Here is a 21,853-nt window from a genome sequence, read left to right as displayed (position 1 = left end):
AGTCGGGTGACTATAGGCCAAAAGGCCGTCTGGCATAAGCCTGCATGAACGCACGCGCAGCCGCCGTTTCGGCTTCCTGCTTGCTTGATCCGCGCGCGGTGCTCTCGCCTACGCCTTTGACTTCGACCGACACCGTAAAAGTCGCCGAATGATCCGGCCCGTCGCGGGTGACCAGCGTATATACGGGCGGCTTGCGGCGGTTGCCAGCGGCCCATTCCTGCAGAGCCGCCTTGGGGTGCTTGCGCTGGCCGGTGCCCGAAGCCATCGGCTTGTCCCACACCTTGCGCACAAAATCGCGCGCGGCTTCAAACCCGCGTTCAACGAACAGCGCACCAATCAGCGCTTCCATCACGTCGCCCAGAATATTGTCGCTCTGCACCCCGCCGTCATCGCGCGCCTGTTTGCCCAAGCGGATGTGCTGGGGCACGGCAATCATGCGCGCCACATCTGCGCACGTCTCGCGGCTGACCAGCGCATTCAGGCGTTGCGAAAGCTTGCCTTCGGCAGCATCGCTTTTCTCGTGCAGCCAGTCAGCAATGACCAGCCCCAAAACACGGTCGCCCAGAAACTCCAGCCGCTGATAATCGCGCGCTTCGCCCATGGAGCCATGCGTCAACGCATCAGCCCACAGATCCGCGCGGGCAGGGGCCGCACCGGTCAATTCCGCAATATAGGCGGCAGCGTCTGCAGACAGCGCGCTCAGAACGTGCCCCCGATGCGCTCCCAGCGCGCCGCGCTGAACCAGGTCCACGGCAAGACCCAGTTGGCACTGCCGTCAGTCGACCACATCATCACAGTTGCACGGCCCACAAGGTTTTCCTGCGGCACCAATCCGATGCCCGCGCCTTCCATGGCGGGGAAGCGGCTGTCCATCGAATTGTCGCGATTGTCGCCCATCATGAACAACTGGCCTTCAGGCACCACCACCGGGGCGGTGTCGTCCTGCGGGCGATAGCCCAGATCAAGCACGTTGTAGCTGCGTCCCCCCGGCAGCGTCTCGCGATATTGGGGATAGTGGCAGGTCTGCGCACCGTCTTTTTCGGTCACGGCAAATTCTGGCGAGAGACAATCGGTGTTCGGGCTGACAGGGATAATGAAATCTTCAACGCGTTGCTTTGGCACGGCTTGCCCGTTCAAATGCAAAGTCCCGCCAATCATTTGCACAGTATCGCCCGGCAGGCCGATTACGCGCTTGATATAGTCCACATCATTGGTAGGCGGCGCTTTGAAGATGGCAACATCGCCGCGCTCAGGCTGGCTGGCCAGAATGCGTCCGGGGATCAACGGCAAGCTGAACGGCAGCGAATACTTGCTAAACCCATACGGCCACTTTGCGGCCAACAGATAATCGCCGTTCTCCAATCGTGGAAGCATCGATTCCGACGGAATGTTAAACGGCGCAAAGATGAAACTGCGAAAGATCGCCACCACCAGCACCAGCTTGATCAGGAAGACCGGAAAACTGTCTTCCTTCTTTTCCTTTTTCACAGGTGGAACAGCGGCCATCGGCTGTGGTGAAGCGTCTGGTGAGGCGTCGGGCGTGTCGTTCATCATCGCGGTCATGTTGCCAGCCGTGGCCTTCGTCAAGTGTGTTATTTAGCCAATACAGTCGAAGAAATACGAATTTAAACCTTACGCGGCTATGAACAGGCGGGTTGGCGATGGCCTGTCGGACAGGCATAACCCCGTCAACGATTTGCGGATGAAAGAGTGTGAACATGACCGTTGAGCAAGCCGAACCACTTTGGACAGCGCTCGAAAGCCTGCCACGGCCCACCTTGAAAGAGCTGTTTGTCGATACTTCCCGGCTTGGCACTTATGCAACGGTGCTGGATCTGCCCGGTGGACCGATCCGGTTCGATTGGTCAAAAACCCACTTGTCCGCCGATGTTGAAGCGCAACTATCGGCAATTGCCGCCGCGATGGACTTCGCAGGCCGGCGCAACGCCCTGATTGAAGGCGAAAAGATCAACAACACTGAAGACCGAGCAGCAGAGCATACCGCCCAGCGCGGCATCGGCAAAACATCCAGCGTTGAAGAGGCCGCAGAATTCCACGCGCGCATGCAGATGCTGGTCGATGCGATCCACGATGGCGCATTGGGTGATGTCAAAAGCCTGATCCATATCGGTATCGGCGGGTCCGCTCTCGGCCCGGCCCTGGCAATTGACGCGCTCACCCGCAATGGTGCCAAAGTTGCAGTCCATGTCGTATCAAATATCGATGGCTGCGCCCTGGAAGCGGCGATGAAGGCTTGCGATCCCGCCACCACGATGATCGCGCTTGCCTCCAAAACCTTCACCACCACCGAAACCATCACCAATGCTTTCAGCGCGCTCGATTGGCTGCGCGAAGGTGGCGTGTCCGATCCTTATGGCCGCGTCATTGCGCTCACCGCAGCCCCTGAAAAGGCCGTCGAATGGGGCGTTGATGAAACCCGCATTCTGCCATTTTCCGAAACCGTTGGCGGGCGCTATTCGCTCTGGTCCTCCATCGGCTTTCCCGTGGCGATTGCGCTTGGCTGGCAGGGCTTTGCCGAATTCCTTGACGGCGCCGCCGCGATTGACCGCCACTTCATCGATGCAGACATCGGTGAAAACGTCGTGGTCCGCGCCGCCTTTGCCGATCTCTATTACGCGCAAGTGCGTGGCTGCCAGACCCGCGCGGTGTTTGCCTATGATGAACGTCTTGCGTTGCTGCCTAGCTATCTTCAGCAGCTTGAAATGGAATCCAACGGAAAGCGTGTTCATGCCGACGGCACTCCGCTTCACCGCGCCAGCGCGCCTGTCACATGGGGCGGGGTTGGCACAGATGCACAGCACGCCGTGTTCCAGTTGCTCCATCAAGGCACACACCTGATCCCGGTCGATTTCCTCGCAGTCAAGGCACAAGGCCACGATCTTGACCCTGCGCATCACGAAATCCTGCTGTCCAATTGCTTTGCCCAGGGTGCTGCACTGATGGCGGGCAAAAACTCGGAAGATGGCGCGCGCGCCTATCCCGGTGATCGCCCCTCAGCCACGATCCTGTGCGATGAATTGAACCCCGCAACACTGGGCGCGCTGATCGCTTTCCACGAACACCGCACCTTCGTTTCAGCAGCGATGCTCGGCATCAATCCGTTTGACCAGTTCGGGGTTGAACTGGGCAAGGCTATTGCCAAACAGATTGAATCTGGCGGCGGCGATGGCTTTGATCCTTCGACCGAGGCCTTGCTGGCTGCCGCGGGCATCGGCGCATAACAGGCAAACAATTGCACTCAAAGCCTCTGGTCTTGCGAAGGACCAGAGGCCATATGCGCACATCGTACAGGAGCGCATTATGGCTGAGCAGGAATTCGACTACGACCTTTTCGTGATCGGTGCCGGATCGGGCGGCGTACGCGCCAGCCGGATCGCATCAAGCCACGGCGCTCGCGTTGCTGTGGCCGAAGAGTTCCGCGTCGGCGGCACTTGCGTGATCCGTGGCTGCGTGCCCAAGAAGTTGCTGGTTTACGGTTCACACTTCGCCGAAGAATTGCAGGACGCCGCCAATTATGGCTGGACGGTCGAGAAGATGTCGTTCGACTGGCCGACGTTACGTGACGCGGTGCTGAAGGACGTTGACCGCCTCAACACCGCCTACACCAACACGTTGGAAAACAATAAGGTTGAGCGCTTCCTTGAACGCGCCACGATTACTGGACCAAACACGGTCAAACTGGCTGACAGCGGACGCGAAATTACCGCGAAATATATCCTGATTGCCACTGGTGCATGGCCGGTCATGCCTGAATTCGAAGGCAGCGAACACTGCATCACTTCAAACGAAGTGTTCCACCTGGAAAGCCTGCCCAAGCGCGTGGTCATTTCGGGCGCGGGCTATATTGCGATGGAATTCGCGGGCATTTTCAACGCACTCGGCAGTAACGTAACGGTCGTCAACCGCAGTGAAGCCGTGCTTCGTAGCTATGATGAATCGCTGCGTGACCGTTTGCTGCAAATCACCATGGCGCGCGGCATCCAGTATCGCTTCAATTGCCCGTTTGAGCGCGTTGAAAAGCAGGAAGATGGCACCTTCCACGTCTTCCTTGGTGGCCAACCTGATCCGATCATTGCCGATGTCGTGCTCGTCGCCACAGGCCGTCGCCCCAAGACAGAAGGCCTCGGCCTTGAAACTGTGGGGATTACGCTGGGCGAACGTGGCGAAATTCCGGTCGACTATACCGCCAGAACCGCCTGTGACAGCATTTACGCGGTAGGAGACGTCACGGATCGCGTGCAACTCACCCCCGTCGCAATCCGCGAAGGCCAAGCCTTTGCTGACCGCATCTTCGGCGGCAAGGATACCACGCTCAATTACGATTGCATCCCGAGCGCAGTGTTCTCACAGCCGCCATTGGCGGGGGTCGGCTTGACCGAGGCCGAGGCACGTGTCGCGTTCGGCAGCAATATCCGGGTCTATTCATCCGACTTCCGCCCAATGAAAAACATCTTTGGTCACCGCCCCGAACGTGGACTTTACAAGATGATCGTCGACGCGACGACGGACAAGGTCTTGGGAATTCACATGATCGGCCCGGATTCACCAGAAATCCTGCAAGCCGCTGCGATTGCCGTCAAAGCAGGCCTGACCAAGGATGATTTTGATGCAACCGTGGCCTTGCACCCGTCGATGGCCGAAGAACTCGTCCTGATGCGTTAAAGCTGGGCAGGGAGGGTCAGATTCCGGCGTTCCATTGGTAACCGGAATGATCCTCCCAATAGCCACCCTTGCCGCCATAAATCCCGTCAAGCGAAGCAACGGCCTCGATCTTCAGCACATATTTAGCCTGCTTATAGCCAAGCTGGCGTTCGGCACGAAGCCGGATCGGCGCGCCATGCCCCACCGATAGCGGTTGGCGGTTCATTGTATGGGCAAGAATAGTCTGCGGATGAAACGCCTCGACGATATCGATGCTTTCATAGAACGGCGTGCCCGAGAAATCGTCGGCACAATGAAACACGACATATTTGGCGTTCGCGGAAACACCCACATGCCGCAGTAACAGCGCCAGTGGCACACCTGTCCATTCGCCAATCGCGCTCCACCCTTCCACACAATCGTGGCGGGTGATCTGTGTCCGCTGCGGTGCAGATTTCAACTGCGCCAATGACATCGCAACAGGACGGGCAACAAGGCCGCCGATCACCAGCTTCCAATCGACAAAGCCGCTGGTCATGTGCGCGGCATATTCTGCCGATGCAGGCATCCGGTTGCCATTGACGCGGAACCGGGGTGACAAGTCCGCGCGGGTGAATTCAGGAGCCAATGTGTTTGGACCTGTCACCAATTTCTGGCTGCTCAACGTGGCCTTTTCACCCAAAGTCAGCACTTTACGGACCGTGGGTGAAGTTGTGATCTTGTCGCACCCTGCCACCAACAACCCTGTGGCCCCGGCCAATGCAGCGCGGCGCGATATCAGGGTCATGACCGGTCCTTCACGCGAACAGCGGGCAAGCGATACCAGCCCGTCACCATCGACCGCAATTCGTTAAGCGGCCCTGCCAAGACAACCATCAGCAAGTGAACAAGGATAAATGCACCAAAACCAGCAGCGCACAAAAAGTGGATGGATCGGGCCGATTGCCGCCCGCCAAAAATGTCGAGCAGCCACGGAAATGCTGCGTTGAGCATGGGCGACATCGTCAGTCCCGTAAGAACCACCAACGGGATCAACACAAATATCACGCCCAGATAAGCGATTTTCTGCAACGGGTTATAGGCCCTTGCAGCGTCGCCCGTGGGAAAGCGCAGGCGTGCATGGTTTTTAAGGTCTTGCCACAAGTGTGACAGCTTGCGCTCATGCGCTTGCAAGGCGAGATCGCGGGACAAGTGCTTTGAAAAAAGCGAATAGAGCAAATACAAGGTCGCCGAAATCACCAGCACCCATGCAAAAAAGAAATGCCACTGCCGTCCTTCGGCCAGACTGTAGTAATTGGGTATCGTCACCAGTGGCGGAAACGCCCGGATCGAATTTTCGGTGAACCCCAAAAATCCCGTCGTCGGAATTTCAAGGCCTGCAAGGTTCAGGAAACCCTCTTGCCCGCGCCTTCCGATCACCAGCCACGGTTCATCGAAATTCGCGCCATAGGCTCCCCAGTAAAGCCTTGGATGTGCGTTAAATATCGTAGCCCCGCTCATCAGCATAACGAAGATGCTCAAAGCGTTTATCCAGTGCCAGAGCCGCACCGGCAAGCGCGTCCGATAAACCAGCGTTCGCGGATTGACTTGTTCTGTGTCGTGCGGCGCCTCGGTAGCTTCAATCACGGCCACGCCCGTCTCTCCCGGTGTGATGTGAAACGCAAGCTGCCACGTTCACCGCAAAGTGCAAGCCCGGCAAGGCATTGTCACCTTCACGTCCAACTCGCCGCTGCCGGTTTGCGCCTGGATAGCGCGATCAGATCTGCCCGTGAGAATGGTCGCTCGCTTGCGGCCACAACGCACGATAGCGGCACAGGACGCAAAGCTGCCCAAGCCGCCTTGCCGATATGTCCGAATTTGCGCGCGTTACTGATGACCGTGCGGTGATCCCACGCATGGTCACCGCGTCGTGCCACTTCACGCGCAATTTCGCCATAGATTCCCGCCGCTGCCAGAATCGCCCAACGTTGCCGCCCCTTCAACCGCGCTGCGCCAATCCGCGCTGAACATTCGTAAATATGGGCCATTTTGCACATCTTGCCGACAATCCGCGTCAGTTGCGCGCGGAACCTTGGCCGCAATTGTTCTCCCGGCGGAATATCTTCGTCCACCAGCCAATCGATGGGTATGTAACAGCGCTCTGCTGCATCATCTTCTTCAATATCGCGCGCGATATTGGCCAATTGAAACGCTATGCCCAGATCACAGGCCCGGTCGAGCGTGTCCACTTCGTCAGGATGAACACCCATGACAACCGCCATCATCACACCCACAGCGCCCGCCACATGCCAGCAATAGCGCATGAGGTCACCTTCGGAGTGCGGCTGCCAATCAGCAGCATCCAGCGCAAACCCTTCGATGACCGCGTCAGCCATGTCCAAAGTCAGGCCAGTCTCGCGCGCCACAAGCCCAAGTGCATCAAACGCGGGATCACCAGCATCCTGCCCTGCAAAGGCCAGCGCGGTCTTGGTGCGCACAATCTCTAACCGTTCTGCAGCCCCGCTCTGGTCGCCCAGCGCGCCGCCGTGGTCCTGTGCATCAACTATGTCGTCGCAACGGCGGCACCATGCATACAGCAACCACACCCGCTCGCGCGTTTCGCGATCAAACAGATGGCTCGCCGCGGCAAAGCTCTTAGAGCCTTTCAGAATAGATGCGCGCGCGTTACTAACGAGGGCAGTACGGCGATCCAAAGTCGTTTCTTGCAACATACCCTAGAGGTCGTCCGCCTTCATCGCGAAGATTGGCACGTGCGGCTCATGCGCCGTCATCCGCGCCAATAATACGTCAAGGTCCGCCTCGGCCAGGATAATCCCGGCATGCGCTTCACGAACAAAGCCCACTTCAATCATGTGGCGGTTGAACGCGAGCAAATGATCAAAGAAACCAAACGCGTTGAGCAATCCCACAGGTTTGGCGTGATAACCCAGTTGCGCCCAGCTTACCGCTTCCCACAGCTCATCCATCGTGCCCACACCGCCCGGAATGGTCAGGAAGCCATCGGACAGATCGGTGAAGCGCTTCTTGCGTTCGTGCATCCCTGAAACGACTTGCAGTTCGGTGCAGTCGTTATTGGCAACCTCGCTGTTGACAAGGCCTTCGGGAATGACGCCGATCACTTCACCGCCCGCATCCAAGGCGCCATAGGCAACCGCGCCCATAAGGCCCAGCCGTCCACCACCATAGACCACGCCAATCCCGCGCCGCGCCAATTCCTGCCCGATTTCGCGGGCCAATGTTACGTAACGGGCATCAGCGGGCGTTGCAGATCCGCAATAGACGGCAATGCGTTTCACGAAAGGTCTTCCAGCATCAACCCTGCTGTGGCCTTGGCCGACCCGACAACGCCGGGAATACCCGCGCCTGGATGCGTGCCTGCGCCAACAAGATAGAAGTTAGAGATGGTATTATCGCGGTTGTGCGCGCGGAAATACGCGCTCTGCGTCAACAGCGGTTCAAGGCTGAATGCACTGCCCATATGGGCCGAGAGGTCTGCCTTGAAGTCGCTTGGGGCATAGCTGAATTTCGTTACGATACGGCTGTGGATATCGGGGATCAGGCGGCGGCCAACCTCGTCCAGAATGCGCTTTTCAAGGATCGGGCCAACCTCGTCCCAATCGACCGGCAGCTTGCCCATATTCGCCACGGGAACCAGCGCATAGAATGTGCTCATGCCCTCGGGCGCAACCGAAGGATCGGTCACGGTCGGGTGATGCAGATAGATCGAGAAATCTTCGGGCAGAACGCCATGGTTATAAATGTCGTCAAGCAAGCCCTTATAACGCGGCCCGAAAAGGATCATATGGTGCGGAATACCCGGCCACGTGCCCTCGACACCAAAGTGGACGACAAACAAACTTGGCGAATAGCGCTTCTTCGATAGCGACTTTGCACGCCGCTTGGCATGCTGGTTGTCGGGCATCAAATCACGATAGGAATGCATGATGTCTGCGTTCGATGCCACCGCATCGAACTGCGCGGACCAACCGCTTTTTGTCTCAACGCCCGTCACCCGCGCGCCCAGTGTGGAAATGTGCGTAACAGGATCACCCATCCGCACTTCACCACCAAGGCGCTGGAAATGCGTCATCATGCCATTGATCAGTTGATTGGTGCCGCCCTTGGCCCACCACACGCCACCATTCTTTTCCAGCTTGTGAATCAATGCATAGATCGCGCTGGTGGTCATCGGATTGCCGCCCACCAGCAAGCTGTGGAAGCTGAATGCCTCGCGCAGCTTTTCGTTCTTCACAAAGCTGGACACCATCGAATAGACCGAACGCCACGCCTGATAGCGCATCAGGGAAGGGGCCGCCTTGATCATGCTGGCAAAATCAAGGAACGGCACCGCTCCCAGCTTCACATAGCCTTCTTCCAGCACACCGGCGGAATATTCCAAGAAGTCATCATACCCTGCAACATCGGCGGGGTTCAGCTTGGCGATTTCTGCCTTCAGACTGACGTCGTCATTCGAATAATCGAAGTTCGTGCCATCGCCCCAGTTGAGCCGGTAAAACGGCATAACCGGCATCAGTTCGACATCATCGGCCATGCGATGGCCCTTGAGCGCCCACAGTTCCTGCAAGCACGATGGATCGGTGATCACGGTTGGCCCTGCATCAAATGTGAAGCCGTCCTTCTCCCACACGTAAGCGCGCCCGCCGGGACGGTCGCGCGCTTCGATCAGCGTGGTTTGCACCCCGCCCGATTGAAGTCTGATGGCCAAGGCGAGGCCACCGAATCCGGCGCCAATAACACAAGCACGCTTCATGCGCGGTTTCCTGCAAACGAGAGGGGTTGCGGCTTATTGCCGAGGCCGGTCAGCACACCAAGCGCGGTAACGATGGGGATCGGCGGTTTGCCGATAAGCACCCGGGCCTTGTCCAAAGCAGTCATACGCCCTGCATAAAACCGCTCAATCAGGCGGTGGTCAAGGGTATAGAACCGTTCCAAAACGCGATGACGCTGCGCAGGTTTGGCCCCTGCAAACAACATGGCCGAAAGTGCGCGCAAATACTTGCCGCGCTGCCAGTGGCGGCGCGCCCAGCCTTCCGAGAATGCAGCGAGCGCGGCACCCGAGAGGTCGCTCTGTTGCGCCAAAGCCAAAGCATAGCGCACTGCATCGGGCAGAGAATAGCTTGTCACCGCCTGAAACAATCCGGCCCGCGCACCGGCCCGCGCAACGGTGCCACCGGTTGACCGCCAGAAAGCGTCAAAGTTGCCGCCAGCCACCACAGGAAGGACACCGTGCTCTTCGGCCAATACTTCGGCAACGTGCCATCCGCGTGCTTCAGCATATTCGGCAATGCGCTTGCGTAACGTTACGATATCAAGCTTGGCATCGTCGGCATAATAAGTGTCTTCGATGAAAATCTCGTCAGGTGCAAACGGCAGGCAATAAACGAAGCGGTAGCCATCGGCCTGTTCAACCGTCACGTCCTTAACAATTGGCGAAGCCAGCCCGTGCGGCGTGGTCAGTTTCAACTTCTGGCCGACAAACTTCTGCCAACCCCCGGTCAAATGCTCCATGTTCCGCAGGCCGCGCGCATCAATCACCGCACCTGCTTCAATCCGAGTCCCGTCCGAGAGCGTTACGTTACTGGCACTACAGGCCAGGGCCCGCACGCCTGTGATGATCGCATCGTCGCCCAGTTCCGCCCGCAGCTTTGCGTCAAACCGTTCCGACGTGATGGAATAGTAACTGGTCTTCAAATGTCGCTCAAATGTGGGGAATATCACCGAATATTCCGGCCAGGCCGCCACAATCAGTCCATCGAGCAATTCGCGCCCTGCTTTACCCACGTCGGTTCCGAAAAACGACCAAACGTGATTTCCGCCAAGAACTGTGCCTTGTTCAACAATCGTAAGCGTAAGATCAGGCCGCACGCGGCGCAGCGCTAGGGCCACGAGTCCACCCGCAAGGCCGCCACCAAGGATCGCGATATCACATTGCCGTGCCGTCATGCCTACTGCGCTTAGGAGCATGCGATTGCGGGTGCAACCGTGCCCTTCAACGGCTCACCCCCACCCGTTAGAAAGGGCAGGGGGACAATACCGACCACACATCGCAACGGAGGAATCTCTCAAAGCCGTCCAATGGCCAGTTGCCCCCCTGCCAGACTGCGCGTAAGAACCCGTCACACCCCGGGGAGCCAGTGTTGGCTGAGAGGGGCAGGTCACGCTGCCCGACCCGTCGAACCTGAACCCGTTAGCACGGGCGGAGGGAGGGCCGGTCCAAACCCCGCGCTCCCATTCCGTCCATTGAAGGATGAGCGCATGGCCGACATCAATTCCAAACTCGAAATCGGGGTCACCACCGGCCCGATCCGTGGCAGCCGCAAAATCCATGTGGAAAGCTTGCGCTTTCCTGACGTGCGCGTCGCCATGCGCGAAATCAGCCTCGAACCCAGCAGCGGCGAGCCTCCGGTGCGGGTTTACGATACGTCCGGCCCGTTTACTGACACGAACGTCACCATTGACATCGCCACCGGCCTGCCACAGCTGCGTCGTGACTGGATCATGGCGCGCGGCGATGTGGAAGATTACGAAGCGCGCGAGATCAAGCCGGAAGACAACGGCCTCAAAGGCCCTGACCGTTCGGCTGGCGTCCCTGCATTCCCCAACGTGGTCAAGCGCCCCTTGCGCGCCAAGGCAGGCGCCAATGTCAGCCAGATGCACTATGCCCGCAAAGGCATCATCACGCCTGAAATGGAATACGTTGCCATCCGCGAAAACCTTGGCCGCAAGCAAGCCAAGGAAGCGCTGATCCGCGACGGGCAGGATTGGGGCGCATCGATCCCCGATTATGTCACGCCCGAATTCGTCCGCGATGAAGTCGCCCGTGGCCGCGCGATCATCCCAAACAACATCAATCACCCTGAATCAGAACCGATGGCCATCGGCCGCAACTTCCTCGTCAAGATCAACGCGAACATCGGCAACTCGGCCGTCGCGTCTGATGTGGCGAACGAAGTCGACAAGATGGTGTGGTCGATCCGTTGGGGTGCAGACACCGTGATGGACTTGTCCACCGGTCGCAACATTCACGACACCCGCGAATGGATCATCCGTAACAGCCCTGTGCCCATCGGCACCGTGCCCATCTATCAGGCGCTCGAAAAGGTCGGCGGCGTTGCCGAAGACCTGACGTGGGAAGTGTTCCGCGATACCCTGATCGAACAGGCCGAACAGGGCGTCGATTACTTCACCATTCACGCAGGCGTGCGCCTGCCGTACATCCCGCTTGCGGCCAAGCGGATGACCGGCATCGTCAGCCGTGGCGGATCGATCATGGCCAAGTGGTGCCTTGCGCATCACAAGGAATCGTTCCTCTATGAACGCTTCGATGAAATCACCGAGATCATGAAGGCCTATGACGTCGCCTATTCCTTGGGTGACGGCCTGCGCCCCGGCTCGATCTACGATGCCAACGACGAAGCGCAATTCGCCGAACTCTACACGCTGGGCGAGCTCACCAAGCGCGCCTGGGCCGAAGATGTGCAGGTCATGATCGAAGGCCCCGGCCATGTGCCGATGCACAAGATCAAGGAGAACATGACCAAGCAGCTCGAAGCCTGCGGCGAAGCCCCGTTCTACACCTTGGGCCCGTTGGTAACGGACATCGCGCCGGGCTACGATCACATCACCAGCGGCATCGGCGCGGCGCAAATCGGCTGGTACGGCACCGCGATGCTCTGTTACGTAACACCCAAGGAACACCTCGGCCTGCCTGACCGCGACGATGTGAAAGTCGGCGTGATCACCTACAAGCTCGCCGCTCACGCCGCCGATCTCGCCAAGGGCCACCCCGCCGCGCAAGTCCGCGACGATGCGCTCAGCAAGGCCCGCTTCGAATTCCGCTGGCGCGACCAGTTCAACCTGTCGCTCGATCCCGAAACCGCCGAACAGTACCACGACCAGACATTGCCCGCAGAAGGCGCCAAAACCGCTCACTTCTGCTCAATGTGCGGCCCCAAGTTCTGCTCGATGAAGATCAGCCAGGAAGTCCGCGAATTCGCCGCCAAGCAGAACGCCGGCATCGAAACCTTCGTTGCGGCTGAAGGAGTTGCTAACGAGGCAGAAGCCGAAGCAGGCATGAAAGCCATGAGCGAAAAGTACCACGAAGGCGGCCGCGAGCTCTACATCGGCGCAGGGGGCAGAGAACACGATTAACGCCAACGCCAACCCCTCCCGCCTGCGGGAGGGGAGCGAGACTTAGGCTTGCGCAGCAAGTCTTTTTCGCAGCGGGGTGGGCAGGGCGCCCCAACCCACAACAAAAAGCCCCCTCCTCTTCAGAGGAGGGGGCTGGGGGTGTTGGCCATCACCAAACACAAACCCAGCCCAAACAACACCCCAAAACCCGTCACCCTGAATTCATTTCAGGGTCCATCCATCCCCACACACGGCGGTTCGTGGCGAGAGATGGATGCTGAAACAAGTTCAGTATGACGAGGCTGGTAAGCGGTGGCTTCCACCTCAACGAAATTAATGATATAATCAAAGTCTTGAATGAACGCAGCAAGACTCAATTAATGGGAATGCTCGCCGATGAAGAATGCGATAATTGATAATTCGACACTATCTTCGGTTGAACGCGTAATAGGTGAAGTACCAGTTTTGCCTAATTATGATTTGTCAGGTGATCTATCCGCATACGACAGTTACTTATCATCGCTTATATTCTATGATGATGTAATTCGTGTAGACGACTATAAAGAAGAGCATTCTGAACGAAGATCCAAAAATTTTTCAGAATTAGACACAATTAAATTTGAGAATAATAGCTATAATGATTTTGTAGATGCAGCAAGAATTCTTTCGCAAGGCGCAATGCTAAGTATAAAAGCTGGAGATGTCGAAAATAATGAGATAGGTAATTTTTTGAAGGATTTGGATCTTCATGTTTCTCCTGCATGGATTATGCAATCTAGTGATTTCTTTTTGCGCATACGCTTGTTGTCAGATCACACAGGTGTCGAGTTAGAAAAATATACACCGTTGATGACCGCGATATTTGATCAGCTAAGTGAAAATAAGAATGCTGGAAAAAGCCCCGATTGGAGCAGAAGACTTCTCGATTCTCAAGGAAGGCCAATTCAAACGATAAGTAGGTTAAGTGAAGATCATTCTCATGTCATTGGAAGTGATGTAAAGGCGTTTGCTGCAGGTCTGAATTGGTTATCCCTACGGTCTATTTTTTACGCACTAGTCGCGGAGAAGCTTGATGCTGTAGCTGTTTGTCATCCAATCCGAAATGATTATTTGGCCCGTTTCTTTGTGGATAAGTTAAACAAAATTGGGCCTGATCAACGGCGAGCGCTACTTAACGAATTTCAGAATACCACATCGAAACTAGTGGGTAGCTCTAACAGCTTAATTGGCGAGTCAGCGTTTAGCGTGAATACCCCGCTCATCTCGGCGTGGGCTACATTGAAAGCAGGTTCGCCTAGAGAAGCGAAGAATTTCGTGAATGATGTTCGTAACTCGCCCGAAGCGAAAGCGATGAGAATTAGGTTGAGAGAGATAGAGTGGCTTATTAAAAGTGGGGAAATGCTAGAGGGTAGGAAAAATTCGCGCTCTCTGTTTAAAGATTATGAAATTCTGTCCGGGATTTTTTTTCGCAAATACGCTGTGGGATCTGAAGATCCTTATGGAATATCGGTAAATTTGATAGGCATGAGTGGATCTTTTAAGCTATCAGCGGTCAAAGATCGTGTCTCTTCTATGTTTCCAAACAGAAGTAAGTCGTTAGCTTTGCTTCGCAATATATCGCGCGATCTCCTCCAGAGTCCGTCGTTAGGCCACGTTTCGGACCTTTTGCGTTCTAGTCGGCAGATAGAAGGTGACGAATGGGATGTAGGTTACAGCCCGAAAGTTGATCCTATCCGCTTCCGACACGTAAGGGCAAGCTGGAAGAAGCCAATGTGGTAACATGCTATATTATTGAAATATATGAACTTAGTTCTCCAGCGTTGGGTAATGGTTCGCTCGACTGGTCCCAAACATTCAGAACAGCGTTGCGCCGCAGAATTTTCTACGTTATAACACCCGTATGAACATATCCGTCAAAATCACCAAAGTCGGCAATTCCGCCGGGATTATCCTGCCCAAGGAACTGCTTGCCCATCTCAACGCCGGAGTGGGCGAGACGCTGTCTGTCGTGCTCACCCCGCGCGGGATCGAACTGTCCACGGCGGAGCCGGACTTCGATGCGCAGATGGCGGCGGCGCGTGAGGTTATGGCGCGGCGCAAGCGTGCCTTGCGCGAACTCGCCAAGTAATCATGGCCGGCGATTGGGTTTGGGGGCTGCCAGCAGTGGCAGAGGCGGCGCATGCCGAGCAACTGGCCGAACACGGCGGGGGTGAGGGCGTGCGCGATGCGGGTTTGATGGCCAGCGCGCTGGCGCGTCCGCAGAACCTTGTCGTCTATGGCGACCCTGATGCCCCCGCACTTGCCGCCGCTTACGCCTATGGCATCGCGCGCAACCATCCGTTTGTTGATGGCAACAAGCGCACCGCAGCCGTCGTCTCGGAAACCTTCCTGATGCTCAACGGCTATGATTTGACCGCAAGCGATGCCGAAGTCGTCGTCGCGTTCGTCGCCCTTGCAGCCGGTGAACTCACAGAGGCCGAACTCACAGACTGGTTCCGCCAGCACACCGCCCCGCGCTAAACCATCTTATCAAACAAAATCGCCGCCCACACCAGCAGCGTCAGCGCGCCGCCTGCGATAGTCCAGCGAATGGCGTGGTGCAGCAGGCGGGCTTGGGCGTCGATGGAATGGACGAAGCTGGCGAACAGGCGTTGGCGCAGGGCGGTGTCGCCCTCAAGGCCCTCTGCGTCAAATTCCTCGCCCAGCAGCATTGCGCGCAAGGCGAGGAAACAAGATACCACCAGCGGCACCAGACCCGCCACATTGGCAAGCACCAGTCCGGCTTGGGTTGCCGCGTCAACTGAAAGCGGCGCGCCGGGGCTGGCCGAAATCGGGTGGGTGCCGATGGTGATCAACAAAGCATTGAACCCGAGCATTGCGCCCAGCCGCACGGACAAATCAAGGTCGCGATTTTCCAGAAATTCCAGATCGGCGATGAACCCCGGATCGGGCGGATTGCAGCGCATTGTCTGAAAAGCACGCAGGCGGGATCGGAACGAAATCAGGCTCATCGCGGGCGATGTTACCGCATTGCACGGCCAAGTTGCAAGAACCTCTGGTCACCAGCCGGGAACACCTGCGCCCCCCATCCATTGCGCTTAACACAACGGGTGTCATTCGCGCGCCCGCCCAACCAATGGAGTAGGCGCCATGAACAAGGCCCTGATGCTTTCCGCCCTCGCTGCCGCAACCCTTACCGGCGCATGCACCAGCAACGGCTACAGCGGCCCGGGCTATGCCAATAATGCGGGCGAATGGGGTTATTACGATCAGGGCTACTATGCCCAAAACGGCCGTTACGATTACAACAACCCCGACCCGCGCTATGGCAATCGCTACGAGGCTGACCGCTATTACCGCAACAACGGTCGTTATCGCGAACGTCAACTGTCTGAAAATGATCGCGTTTATCGCGGTCGCGACAATCGCTATTATTGCCGCCGCTCGGATGGCTCGACCGGCTTGATCATCGGAGGCATCGGCGGCGCCGCAGCAGGCGCTATCATTGCCCCGGGCGATAGCACATTGCTGGGTGCAATCATTGGCGGCATCGGCGGCGCTGCTGTCGGTGGTGCGATTGATAGCGGCAACAACAACCGCAATAATCGCAACAACGTCCGCTGCCGCTAACCCTAATGACTCCCCTCCCGTTTACGGGAGGGGTCGGGGGAGGGCCTTTTAAAATCAACTGCCTGAGCGCGGAGAGCCGAGTCAGGTCTTCTTCATGTTATCAAGGCCTGCGACTACGCCGGTCTTTTGTGTCGGGTTGGAAGCGTTCTGTTTTTTGGGTTTTTCCGCCTTGGGTTTGCGGATTTCCTTGCTCGATTTCTTTTGGCTCTTCGCCATTATCGTTCTCCGGCAGGCAACTGCCCACTGTGCGCCGATACGCCTTTCCCGCCTGAATAGCGAACGCTAACGCGCCAAGCGGCCCAGAGCCTCGTCAAGCGCCGATAAAAAGCGTGAACGGTCGGTCTTGGAAAACGGGGCAGGGCCGCCAACAATATCACCGCCTGCGCGAAGATCCGCCATGATCGCGCGCGTCGCAATCTGCCTTCCGATGGAACTGGTGGTGAAAGCCTTGCCCGCCGGTGAAAGGACACTTGCGCCAACCTTCAGGCAGCGATCCGCCAGTAGAATGTCGGCAGTGATAACCACCGCTTTGACATGGGCTGCATCGGCGATCCAATCGTCCGCCGCGTCAAACCCATCGCTCACCACCACGCGCCGCACCAAGGGGTGGACAGGCACGCGGAAGGGGGAATTGCTGACGACGGTGACCGGCACATTCCGGCGATAGGCGACTTTGTAAATCTCCTCCTTTACCGGACATGCATCACCATCGACGAGGATGATCGGGGAGAGGGGGGCAGCATCGCTCATGCACACGCGCTTAGCGGCTTAAACAGATATGTGCCACAGGCGTGTCCCCCCCATACACTAGCCAGACACCCCCTCTACCCCCCCATCACCATGCCAACACCTCGGAATGATTAGGTAAAGCCCAACCACCGTGCTATTGCCGCGCTGCTGACGTTGAACACTCCAACGGACTTCGGCAGAAAATCTCTGTTTCTTCGTACTTTACGGTGCGGATAAAGCGGCTTTTGACGACGACTTCCTTTCGAATGACGATCTGACGCACGGCCCGTACGCGCTTTTGTGTCCGGGCAACCTTCGTTCTCGAAAGGAACATCTCATGCCAGTAGGCACCGTAAAATTCTTCAACACCGACAAGGGCTACGGCTTCATTCAGCCTGACAACGGCGGCACTGACAGCTTCGTGCACATCTCGGCCGTTCAGGCAGCCGGCATGGCAACGCTCGAGCGTGACCAGCGCTTGACGTATGAAGTTGAAACCGGCCGTAACGGCAAGGCTTCGGCAGTTAATCTCGCTTCTGCTTGATTAATAACGCATTTCCGGCGGTTGAGCGTATCGCTCGCCGCCGGATATGCACCATTTGACGGATCTTGGCATGACTGCCGAAATCACAATCCGGTTGCGCCGCGTAGAATTTAACCGCGCCATTGCCGCTGCAGACATCGCCGCGATCAGCGCGCTCCTTTCTCCAGATGTCATCATGATAACCGGCACAGACAGCGCCGTCGTGTCTGGCCGTAAAGCGCAACTGCATGCGTGGAAACGTGAATTTTCCGCAAAGCCGCGCATGGTCTATACCCGCACAACAGACACAATCACCGCCTCTGCGGTTGAGCCCATTGCGATGGAGCATGGTCACTGGCGTGGCCTTGCTGATGGCGAGGGTGTGCCCGCAGCTTCTGAAACCTACGCCGCGAAATGGCGTCAGAATAGCGGTGTCTGGCTGCTTGTCGCCGAAATCTTCGTCACCCTGGGATAAGGGTCAGGCAGCAATCCGCACGCAGTTTCGCCCAGCCTGCTTGGCTTGATACATCGCCCCATCAGCCCGCTTTAACAGACTGTCGAGCGAGTCACCCGGCATCATTATTGCAAACCCGAAGCTTGCTGAAATGTGCAAGGCTTGGCCTTGCATAATTAAGGGCACGCTGTTCAACCGGTGGCGCATCATATCAAGCTTGAGCAACCATACTTCATGGGCCAAATCCGCAGGTGTCCCGTCAAGCGGGCAGATCAACCCGAACTCTTCCCCACCAAGGCGCGCAATCAAGGCGCCTTCGGGTGCGGTATCGCGCAGTAGACTGGCTGCATGGATCAATGCCTGATCACCACCCGCATGGCCAAGCCGGTCATTGATTTGTTTGAAATGATCAAGGTCGATCATCGCAATGGCAAGCGGACCCTGCTGAAGCCATCTTTCCGAGTTATCGATAAATGCCCGACGATTGGGCAGTGAGGTAAGCGGGTCAGTGCGAGACAAGCGTTCCATTGACCGGGTCTTGCGTTCCAGTTGCATCGTCAAAATGGCAACCCAACTATAGGCAACAGGCGCAATCACAAGCGGTATGATTGCCGCTGAAACCATCGAGACGGAATAGCGAGCGGCGCCTAGCAGTTCGAACGATAGATGCGTTGCCCCCATGGAGGCTGCAAGTGAGGCAAGCGTTACCAAAAACCCGGTGCAAATCAGTCGCAAGCGGGTGCGGCGTAGGTCTGGCTCGTCCATTTTGGGATTATAGCGGTGTGAAAGTTAAGCCTCTGCTAAATATATGCATTATTGGCGCTAGTATTGCTGCAGATGGATTGGTTGATGCTAAATTTACCATGAGATGTAACGTTGATCGAATGCATATCAGGCCCGCCATATCCTATACGATGACGCAGTGCTGGTACACGCGTTCACACGTTCCGACGGCGACCAGACGCCGCGACGAGCATGGGGCAATAATCTCAACCTGCCGCCATTGTGAGAGAGCAATTCGATCACACGGCGGGAAGTCTTGGACCTTGGCCGATGGTGTCGATCTTGATGAACTCGCATCCCATTCACACATCCGTTACATTTGCGTAACAGACGTGCGTGAGGGCGAAATCATCGCCCGTTATGTGCTTGAGGCTGAACTTGACGACAATGCCGTAAAGGCGCGTTGTGAAGCAGTCATTGAAAAACACGGAGCAGCCGAGCCGGGGAGCGGTATCGATGTTCGCGTCATGGGCGGCACCAGCCACTAAGGACCGTTCATGGATCAAAGGCGAATGGAAAAGGGCGCCCTGTTACAGAGCGCCCCTTGATCCTTACCGGTTCAGCGCGAAGCTGATGCCGCTAACGGGTTTTGCACTTACCTTGTGATTGCGCATCGCAAATTCACGCGGCAGCCCCGTATTGCTACGCTTTCAATCAGCGAGCGCGCTAGCCTTGCTTGCGATTGGCTTCACGTCCTTGACGTCGAACGAAACTGGCCGGCCATTGAAACGACCCGTAACCGTGCGCTTGTTGACGCGCAGTTCAAAAGGCACCTTGCCGGCATAAGCCGATCCCTTGAGAACCTTTACATCGCCGCGCTGTTCGGCGGTGTAATCATACTTCACACCTTGATAGGTGAAGCTGCCAGCGTCCGGTTCGGCAGCGTTAGCAACGGCTGCAGGAGCGGCAAGAAGAAGAGCGGCGGCAGTGATTGCAAACGAAGAATTAAACATGGCAATGTCTCCTGGTAGATAAGGAAAGATTGCCTTCAGCACCCTTATCTTGTTGCATTGCAGCATATACGACGGGTGCAGTGCGGCAATTGTAATCAGGGACAGTGCAGTTGCACATCTTGCAATCGCTTTTATATTTCACCTTAAAAACAGTTGCTTGTCGAAAATATCTTCCAATTTGTGCCCTAAATTACGTAGCTGCACATACGAATTCGGACGTTCGCAGCCGCCCGCAATCAGCGCTTTCGGACAAACTCTACCCGCAAAACCAGACCTTTGATGCCGGGGTATTTGCAATCAATTTCTTGCGGATGACCGGTCAGCCGGATCGATTTGATCAGCGTACCCTGCTTGAGGGTCTGGCCCGCGCCCTTCACATCAAGATCCTTGATCAGGGTGACCTGGTCGCCATCTGCCAACAGATTGCCCACGGCATCGCGCACTTCAACGGCGTTTGCAGCGGATTGCTTGGCTTGCAATTCGGACGCAGTCATCCATTCTCCGCTTTCGTCGTCATAGACGTATTCATCATCATTGGCCATTGTGCGTTCTCCTGTTTGATAATGGCCGTGGCATTGCCGGACCGAAATGGCCAGCAAAAGCGGAATGTGGGCGATCATGGATAAACGCATCATAACGCTCGGGTCCCAGCATCGGGATGCGGCTTGCCATACATTGAGTGCAGCGTTTGCTACCGATCCTGCAATGTCGTGGATGTTTCCCGATCCGGTTGTGCGAGCTCGGCGATTGCCAACCTTGATCGACTGGATGTTTACAGATCATTTGCGCCACGGGATGGTTCTTGGCACGCCGGGTTGCGAAGCTGTAACGCTCTGGAGGCCGCCGGGATCGGTTCATGAACATCCGGCGCTAACGCCTGGTACCGCCATCGGGTTTGTTCGCATGCTGGGCACTGCAGTCCTGCGGGCAGAGCGGGTGGACAGATGTATCGGCTTGCATTTGCCAAAGGGCGAGCAGCAGTTCTATTTGCGGATGGCCGGTGTTCGGCCCGACATGCAAGGGCAAGGGTTGGGCGGTCTGGTAATCCGTGCAGGGCTGGCCCAAAGCGATGCCGGCGGATTGCCCACTGCGTTGGAAACCGCGACCCAAAGCAATGTCGGGCTTTATCGCGCCTTGGGTTTTGAAGTGCTATCAAACTGGACGGTGGGGCGGGGCGGCCCGCAGTTCTGGACAATGGCGCGCAAGCCGTTCGCTAAATAACGGCATCCAAAATGAGTTTTCCGCCCAGCAGGACCATCAACACATAGATGATCGTATAGAAGCGTTCGGGCTTTAACACGCGTACAATACGGACCGAAATCAGGGTGGTAATTATCGCTAGCGGAACAAGCAATGCAGCCGCGATCATCACATCATGCGTGAAGATGCCCAGCGCCATGTAACTTGGCACTTTGACCCAGTTGATTGCGGCAAACAGGATAGAGTTGGTACCTGCATACCTCAGATGCGGCAGTTTTCGCGGCGTGACCCACATCTGGAATGGCGGACCCCCAGCATGGGCGATCTGGCTGGTGAAGCCCGTCGCCACGCCAAACAGGCTGCCCACCCAGCCTGACGAGGTAGATGCGGCAACCACGCGTCCTCCACGTTCCACCCACATCCGATAAACGCCAAACAGCAATGTGATTGCACCCAGCACCGCCATCATGATTTTTTCATCAACGCTGGCGGCTATCGCCCAGCCGATCCCGATGCCGATGATGGCGCCCGGAAGCATCCAGCCAACGATCCATCTGTCCCACGAATGGCGGAATGACCAGACGCTGACGACATCTTGCACAATCAGGATAGGCAAGAGGATCGCCGCCGCAACTGTTGGCGGCAATACCAGAGCGGCAACAGGCGTGCCCAAGGCGCCAAGTCCGGAAAAGCCGCCTTTTGCCATCCCCACAAGGATGACAGCGAAGGCACAAGCACTCAGAATAACGGGATCTGATAAAAGCATGA

26 protein-coding genes and 1 riboswitch are annotated in these 21,853 nt (G+C 56.9%); of the genes, 11 read left to right on the top strand and 15 right to left on the bottom strand.

Annotation, left to right across the window (positions count from 1 at the left end; genetic code table 11):
• Positions 1 to 10: 10 nt before the first annotated feature.
• A complete protein-coding gene (gene rnc / locus B7Y89_RS04885) occupies positions 11 to 670 on the bottom strand; it encodes a ribonuclease III (protein WP_292936524.1) in 660 nt (219 codons plus the stop codon).
• Between the two features lie 29 nt (positions 671 to 699).
• Positions 700 to 1,506, bottom strand: coding sequence for a signal peptidase I (gene lepB, locus B7Y89_RS04880; RefSeq protein WP_292936522.1), 807 nt, complete (start codon positions 1,504 to 1,506; stop codon positions 700 to 702).
• A 212-nt stretch (positions 1,507 to 1,718) separates the two neighbouring features.
• Here lepB and pgi point away from each other — a divergent pair, with 212 nt between their 5' ends.
• Positions 1,719 to 3,242 (top strand): glucose-6-phosphate isomerase, encoded by a 1,524-nt coding sequence (gene pgi, locus B7Y89_RS04875; RefSeq protein WP_292936272.1) that lies wholly within the window; start codon positions 1,719 to 1,721, stop codon positions 3,240 to 3,242.
• A gap of 79 nt (positions 3,243 to 3,321) precedes the next feature.
• Positions 3,322 to 4,683, top strand: a complete 1,362-nt coding sequence (gene gorA / locus B7Y89_RS04870) for a glutathione-disulfide reductase (RefSeq protein ID WP_292936270.1) — start codon at positions 3,322 to 3,324, stop codon at positions 4,681 to 4,683.
• 16 nt (positions 4,684 to 4,699) lie between these two features.
• Here the strand turns inward: gorA and B7Y89_RS04865 are convergent, their stop codons facing one another.
• The 6 genes from B7Y89_RS04865 to crtY all read right to left on the bottom strand — a co-directional run bounded on the left by B7Y89_RS04865 (position 4,700) and on the right by crtY (position 10,626).
• On the bottom strand, positions 4,700 to 5,449 hold the full coding sequence (locus tag B7Y89_RS04865; protein WP_292936268.1) for a molybdopterin-binding protein: 750 nt from the start codon (positions 5,447 to 5,449) through the stop codon (positions 4,700 to 4,702).
• Positions 5,446 to 6,288, bottom strand: coding sequence for a cytochrome b/b6 domain-containing protein (locus B7Y89_RS04860; protein WP_292936520.1), 843 nt, complete (start codon positions 6,286 to 6,288; stop codon positions 5,446 to 5,448). Before B7Y89_RS04860 ends, B7Y89_RS04865 begins: the two co-directional genes overlap by 4 nt.
• An 86-nt stretch (positions 6,289 to 6,374) precedes the next feature.
• Complete coding sequence (locus B7Y89_RS04855; RefSeq protein WP_292936266.1) at positions 6,375 to 7,355, bottom strand: phytoene/squalene synthase family protein; 981 nt, start codon at positions 7,353 to 7,355, stop codon at positions 6,375 to 6,377.
• A gap of 21 nt (positions 7,356 to 7,376) precedes the next feature.
• A complete protein-coding gene (locus B7Y89_RS04850) occupies positions 7,377 to 7,958 on the bottom strand; it encodes a TIGR00730 family Rossman fold protein (RefSeq protein WP_292936264.1) in 582 nt (193 codons plus the stop codon).
• Positions 7,955 to 9,433 carry a phytoene desaturase gene (locus tag B7Y89_RS04845; RefSeq protein WP_292936262.1) on the bottom strand — a complete coding sequence of 493 codons (1,479 nt, stop codon included), beginning with the start codon at positions 9,431 to 9,433 and terminating at the stop codon, positions 7,955 to 7,957. Before B7Y89_RS04845 ends, B7Y89_RS04850 begins: the two co-directional genes overlap by 4 nt.
• Positions 9,430 to 10,626 (bottom strand): lycopene beta-cyclase CrtY, encoded by a 1,197-nt coding sequence (gene crtY, locus B7Y89_RS04840; protein WP_292936261.1) that lies wholly within the window; start codon positions 10,624 to 10,626, stop codon positions 9,430 to 9,432. Before crtY ends, B7Y89_RS04845 begins: the two co-directional genes overlap by 4 nt.
• Before the next feature lie 171 nt (positions 10,627 to 10,797).
• Positions 10,798 to 10,905: riboswitch (TPP riboswitch) on the top strand.
• 33 nt (positions 10,906 to 10,938) lie between these two features.
• Here crtY and thiC point away from each other — a divergent pair.
• The 4 genes from thiC to B7Y89_RS04820 all read left to right on the top strand — a co-directional run bounded on the left by thiC (position 10,939) and on the right by B7Y89_RS04820 (position 15,333).
• Complete coding sequence (thiC, locus tag B7Y89_RS04835; RefSeq protein WP_292936259.1) at positions 10,939 to 12,834, top strand: phosphomethylpyrimidine synthase ThiC; 1,896 nt, start codon at positions 10,939 to 10,941, stop codon at positions 12,832 to 12,834.
• A 375-nt stretch (positions 12,835 to 13,209) separates the two neighbouring features.
• Positions 13,210 to 14,592 carry a hypothetical protein gene (locus tag B7Y89_RS04830; RefSeq protein WP_292936257.1) on the top strand — a complete coding sequence of 461 codons (1,383 nt, stop codon included), beginning with the start codon at positions 13,210 to 13,212 and terminating at the stop codon, positions 14,590 to 14,592.
• Between the two features lie 121 nt (positions 14,593 to 14,713).
• Complete coding sequence (locus tag B7Y89_RS04825; protein ID WP_292936255.1) at positions 14,714 to 14,941, top strand: AbrB/MazE/SpoVT family DNA-binding domain-containing protein; 228 nt, start codon at positions 14,714 to 14,716, stop codon at positions 14,939 to 14,941.
• 2 nt (positions 14,942 to 14,943) lie between these two features.
• On the top strand, positions 14,944 to 15,333 hold the full coding sequence (locus tag B7Y89_RS04820; RefSeq protein WP_292936253.1) for a type II toxin-antitoxin system death-on-curing family toxin: 390 nt from the start codon (positions 14,944 to 14,946) through the stop codon (positions 15,331 to 15,333).
• Here the strand turns inward: B7Y89_RS04820 and B7Y89_RS04815 are convergent.
• Complete coding sequence (locus B7Y89_RS04815; RefSeq protein WP_292936251.1) at positions 15,330 to 15,824, bottom strand: hypothetical protein; 495 nt, start codon at positions 15,822 to 15,824, stop codon at positions 15,330 to 15,332. The genes B7Y89_RS04820 and B7Y89_RS04815 overlap by 4 nt on opposite strands.
• A 139-nt stretch (positions 15,825 to 15,963) precedes the next feature.
• Between B7Y89_RS04815 and B7Y89_RS04810 the strand changes: the two genes are divergently transcribed.
• Positions 15,964 to 16,443: a hypothetical protein gene (locus tag B7Y89_RS04810; protein ID WP_292936249.1), complete on the top strand. Its 480-nt coding sequence runs from the start codon at positions 15,964 to 15,966 to the stop codon at positions 16,441 to 16,443.
• A gap of 81 nt (positions 16,444 to 16,524) precedes the next feature.
• Here B7Y89_RS04810 and B7Y89_RS04805 read toward each other — a convergent pair whose 3' ends face one another.
• Positions 16,525 to 16,659 carry a hypothetical protein gene (locus B7Y89_RS04805; RefSeq protein ID WP_292936247.1) on the bottom strand — a complete coding sequence of 45 codons (135 nt, stop codon included), beginning with the start codon at positions 16,657 to 16,659 and terminating at the stop codon, positions 16,525 to 16,527.
• Positions 16,660 to 16,725: 66 nt separating this feature from the next.
• Positions 16,726 to 17,193, bottom strand: coding sequence for a YaiI/YqxD family protein (locus tag B7Y89_RS04800; RefSeq protein WP_292936245.1), 468 nt, complete (start codon positions 17,191 to 17,193; stop codon positions 16,726 to 16,728).
• 316 nt (positions 17,194 to 17,509) lie between these two features.
• Here B7Y89_RS04800 and B7Y89_RS04795 point away from each other — a divergent pair, with 316 nt between their 5' ends.
• Both B7Y89_RS04795 and B7Y89_RS04790 read left to right on the top strand, forming a co-directional pair.
• Positions 17,510 to 17,716: a cold-shock protein gene (locus B7Y89_RS04795; RefSeq protein ID WP_054108535.1), complete on the top strand. Its 207-nt coding sequence runs from the start codon at positions 17,510 to 17,512 to the stop codon at positions 17,714 to 17,716.
• A gap of 70 nt (positions 17,717 to 17,786) precedes the next feature.
• Positions 17,787 to 18,170: a DUF4440 domain-containing protein gene (locus B7Y89_RS04790; protein ID WP_292936239.1), complete on the top strand. Its 384-nt coding sequence runs from the start codon at positions 17,787 to 17,789 to the stop codon at positions 18,168 to 18,170.
• 3 nt (positions 18,171 to 18,173) lie between these two features.
• On the opposite strand, the gene B7Y89_RS04785 is transcribed toward B7Y89_RS04790, so the two are convergent.
• Positions 18,174 to 18,830 (bottom strand): GGDEF domain-containing protein, encoded by a 657-nt coding sequence (locus B7Y89_RS04785; protein WP_292936237.1) that lies wholly within the window; start codon positions 18,828 to 18,830, stop codon positions 18,174 to 18,176.
• Between the two features lie 365 nt (positions 18,831 to 19,195).
• Here B7Y89_RS04785 and B7Y89_RS04780 point away from each other — a divergent pair, with 365 nt between their 5' ends.
• Positions 19,196 to 19,420: a hypothetical protein gene (locus tag B7Y89_RS04780; protein ID WP_292936235.1), complete on the top strand. Its 225-nt coding sequence runs from the start codon at positions 19,196 to 19,198 to the stop codon at positions 19,418 to 19,420.
• Positions 19,421 to 19,582: 162 nt separating this feature from the next.
• On the opposite strand, the gene B7Y89_RS04775 is transcribed toward B7Y89_RS04780, so the two are convergent.
• Together B7Y89_RS04775 and B7Y89_RS04770 are read right to left on the bottom strand one after the other, a co-directional pair.
• The gene (locus B7Y89_RS04775) at positions 19,583 to 19,951 is read right to left on the bottom strand and encodes a hypothetical protein (protein ID WP_292936233.1); all 369 of its coding nucleotides are present in this window, start codon (positions 19,949 to 19,951) and stop codon (positions 19,583 to 19,585) included.
• A 170-nt stretch (positions 19,952 to 20,121) separates the two neighbouring features.
• The gene (locus B7Y89_RS04770; RefSeq protein ID WP_292936519.1) at positions 20,122 to 20,427 is read right to left on the bottom strand and encodes an alkylphosphonate utilization protein; all 306 of its coding nucleotides are present in this window, start codon (positions 20,425 to 20,427) and stop codon (positions 20,122 to 20,124) included.
• 163 nt (positions 20,428 to 20,590) lie between these two features.
• Here B7Y89_RS04770 and B7Y89_RS04765 point away from each other — a divergent pair, with 163 nt between their 5' ends.
• A complete protein-coding gene (locus tag B7Y89_RS04765; protein ID WP_292936231.1) occupies positions 20,591 to 21,106 on the top strand; it encodes a GNAT family N-acetyltransferase in 516 nt (171 codons plus the stop codon).
• On the opposite strand, the gene B7Y89_RS04760 is transcribed toward B7Y89_RS04765, so the two are convergent.
• The gene (locus tag B7Y89_RS04760; RefSeq protein ID WP_292936229.1) at positions 21,099 to 21,851 is read right to left on the bottom strand and encodes a sulfite exporter TauE/SafE family protein; all 753 of its coding nucleotides are present in this window, start codon (positions 21,849 to 21,851) and stop codon (positions 21,099 to 21,101) included. The two genes, B7Y89_RS04765 and B7Y89_RS04760, sit on opposite strands and share 8 nt — an antisense overlap.
• Positions 21,852 to 21,853: the final 2 nt, after the last annotated feature.

Origin of the sequence: Novosphingobium sp. 32-60-15, assembly GCF_002280675.1 — a bacterium.
Taxonomy (GTDB): domain Bacteria; phylum Pseudomonadota; class Alphaproteobacteria; order Sphingomonadales; family Sphingomonadaceae; genus Novosphingobium.
The sequence above is the reverse complement of the archived record's forward strand: the minus strand, read 5'-3'. Positions and strand labels throughout refer to the sequence as shown.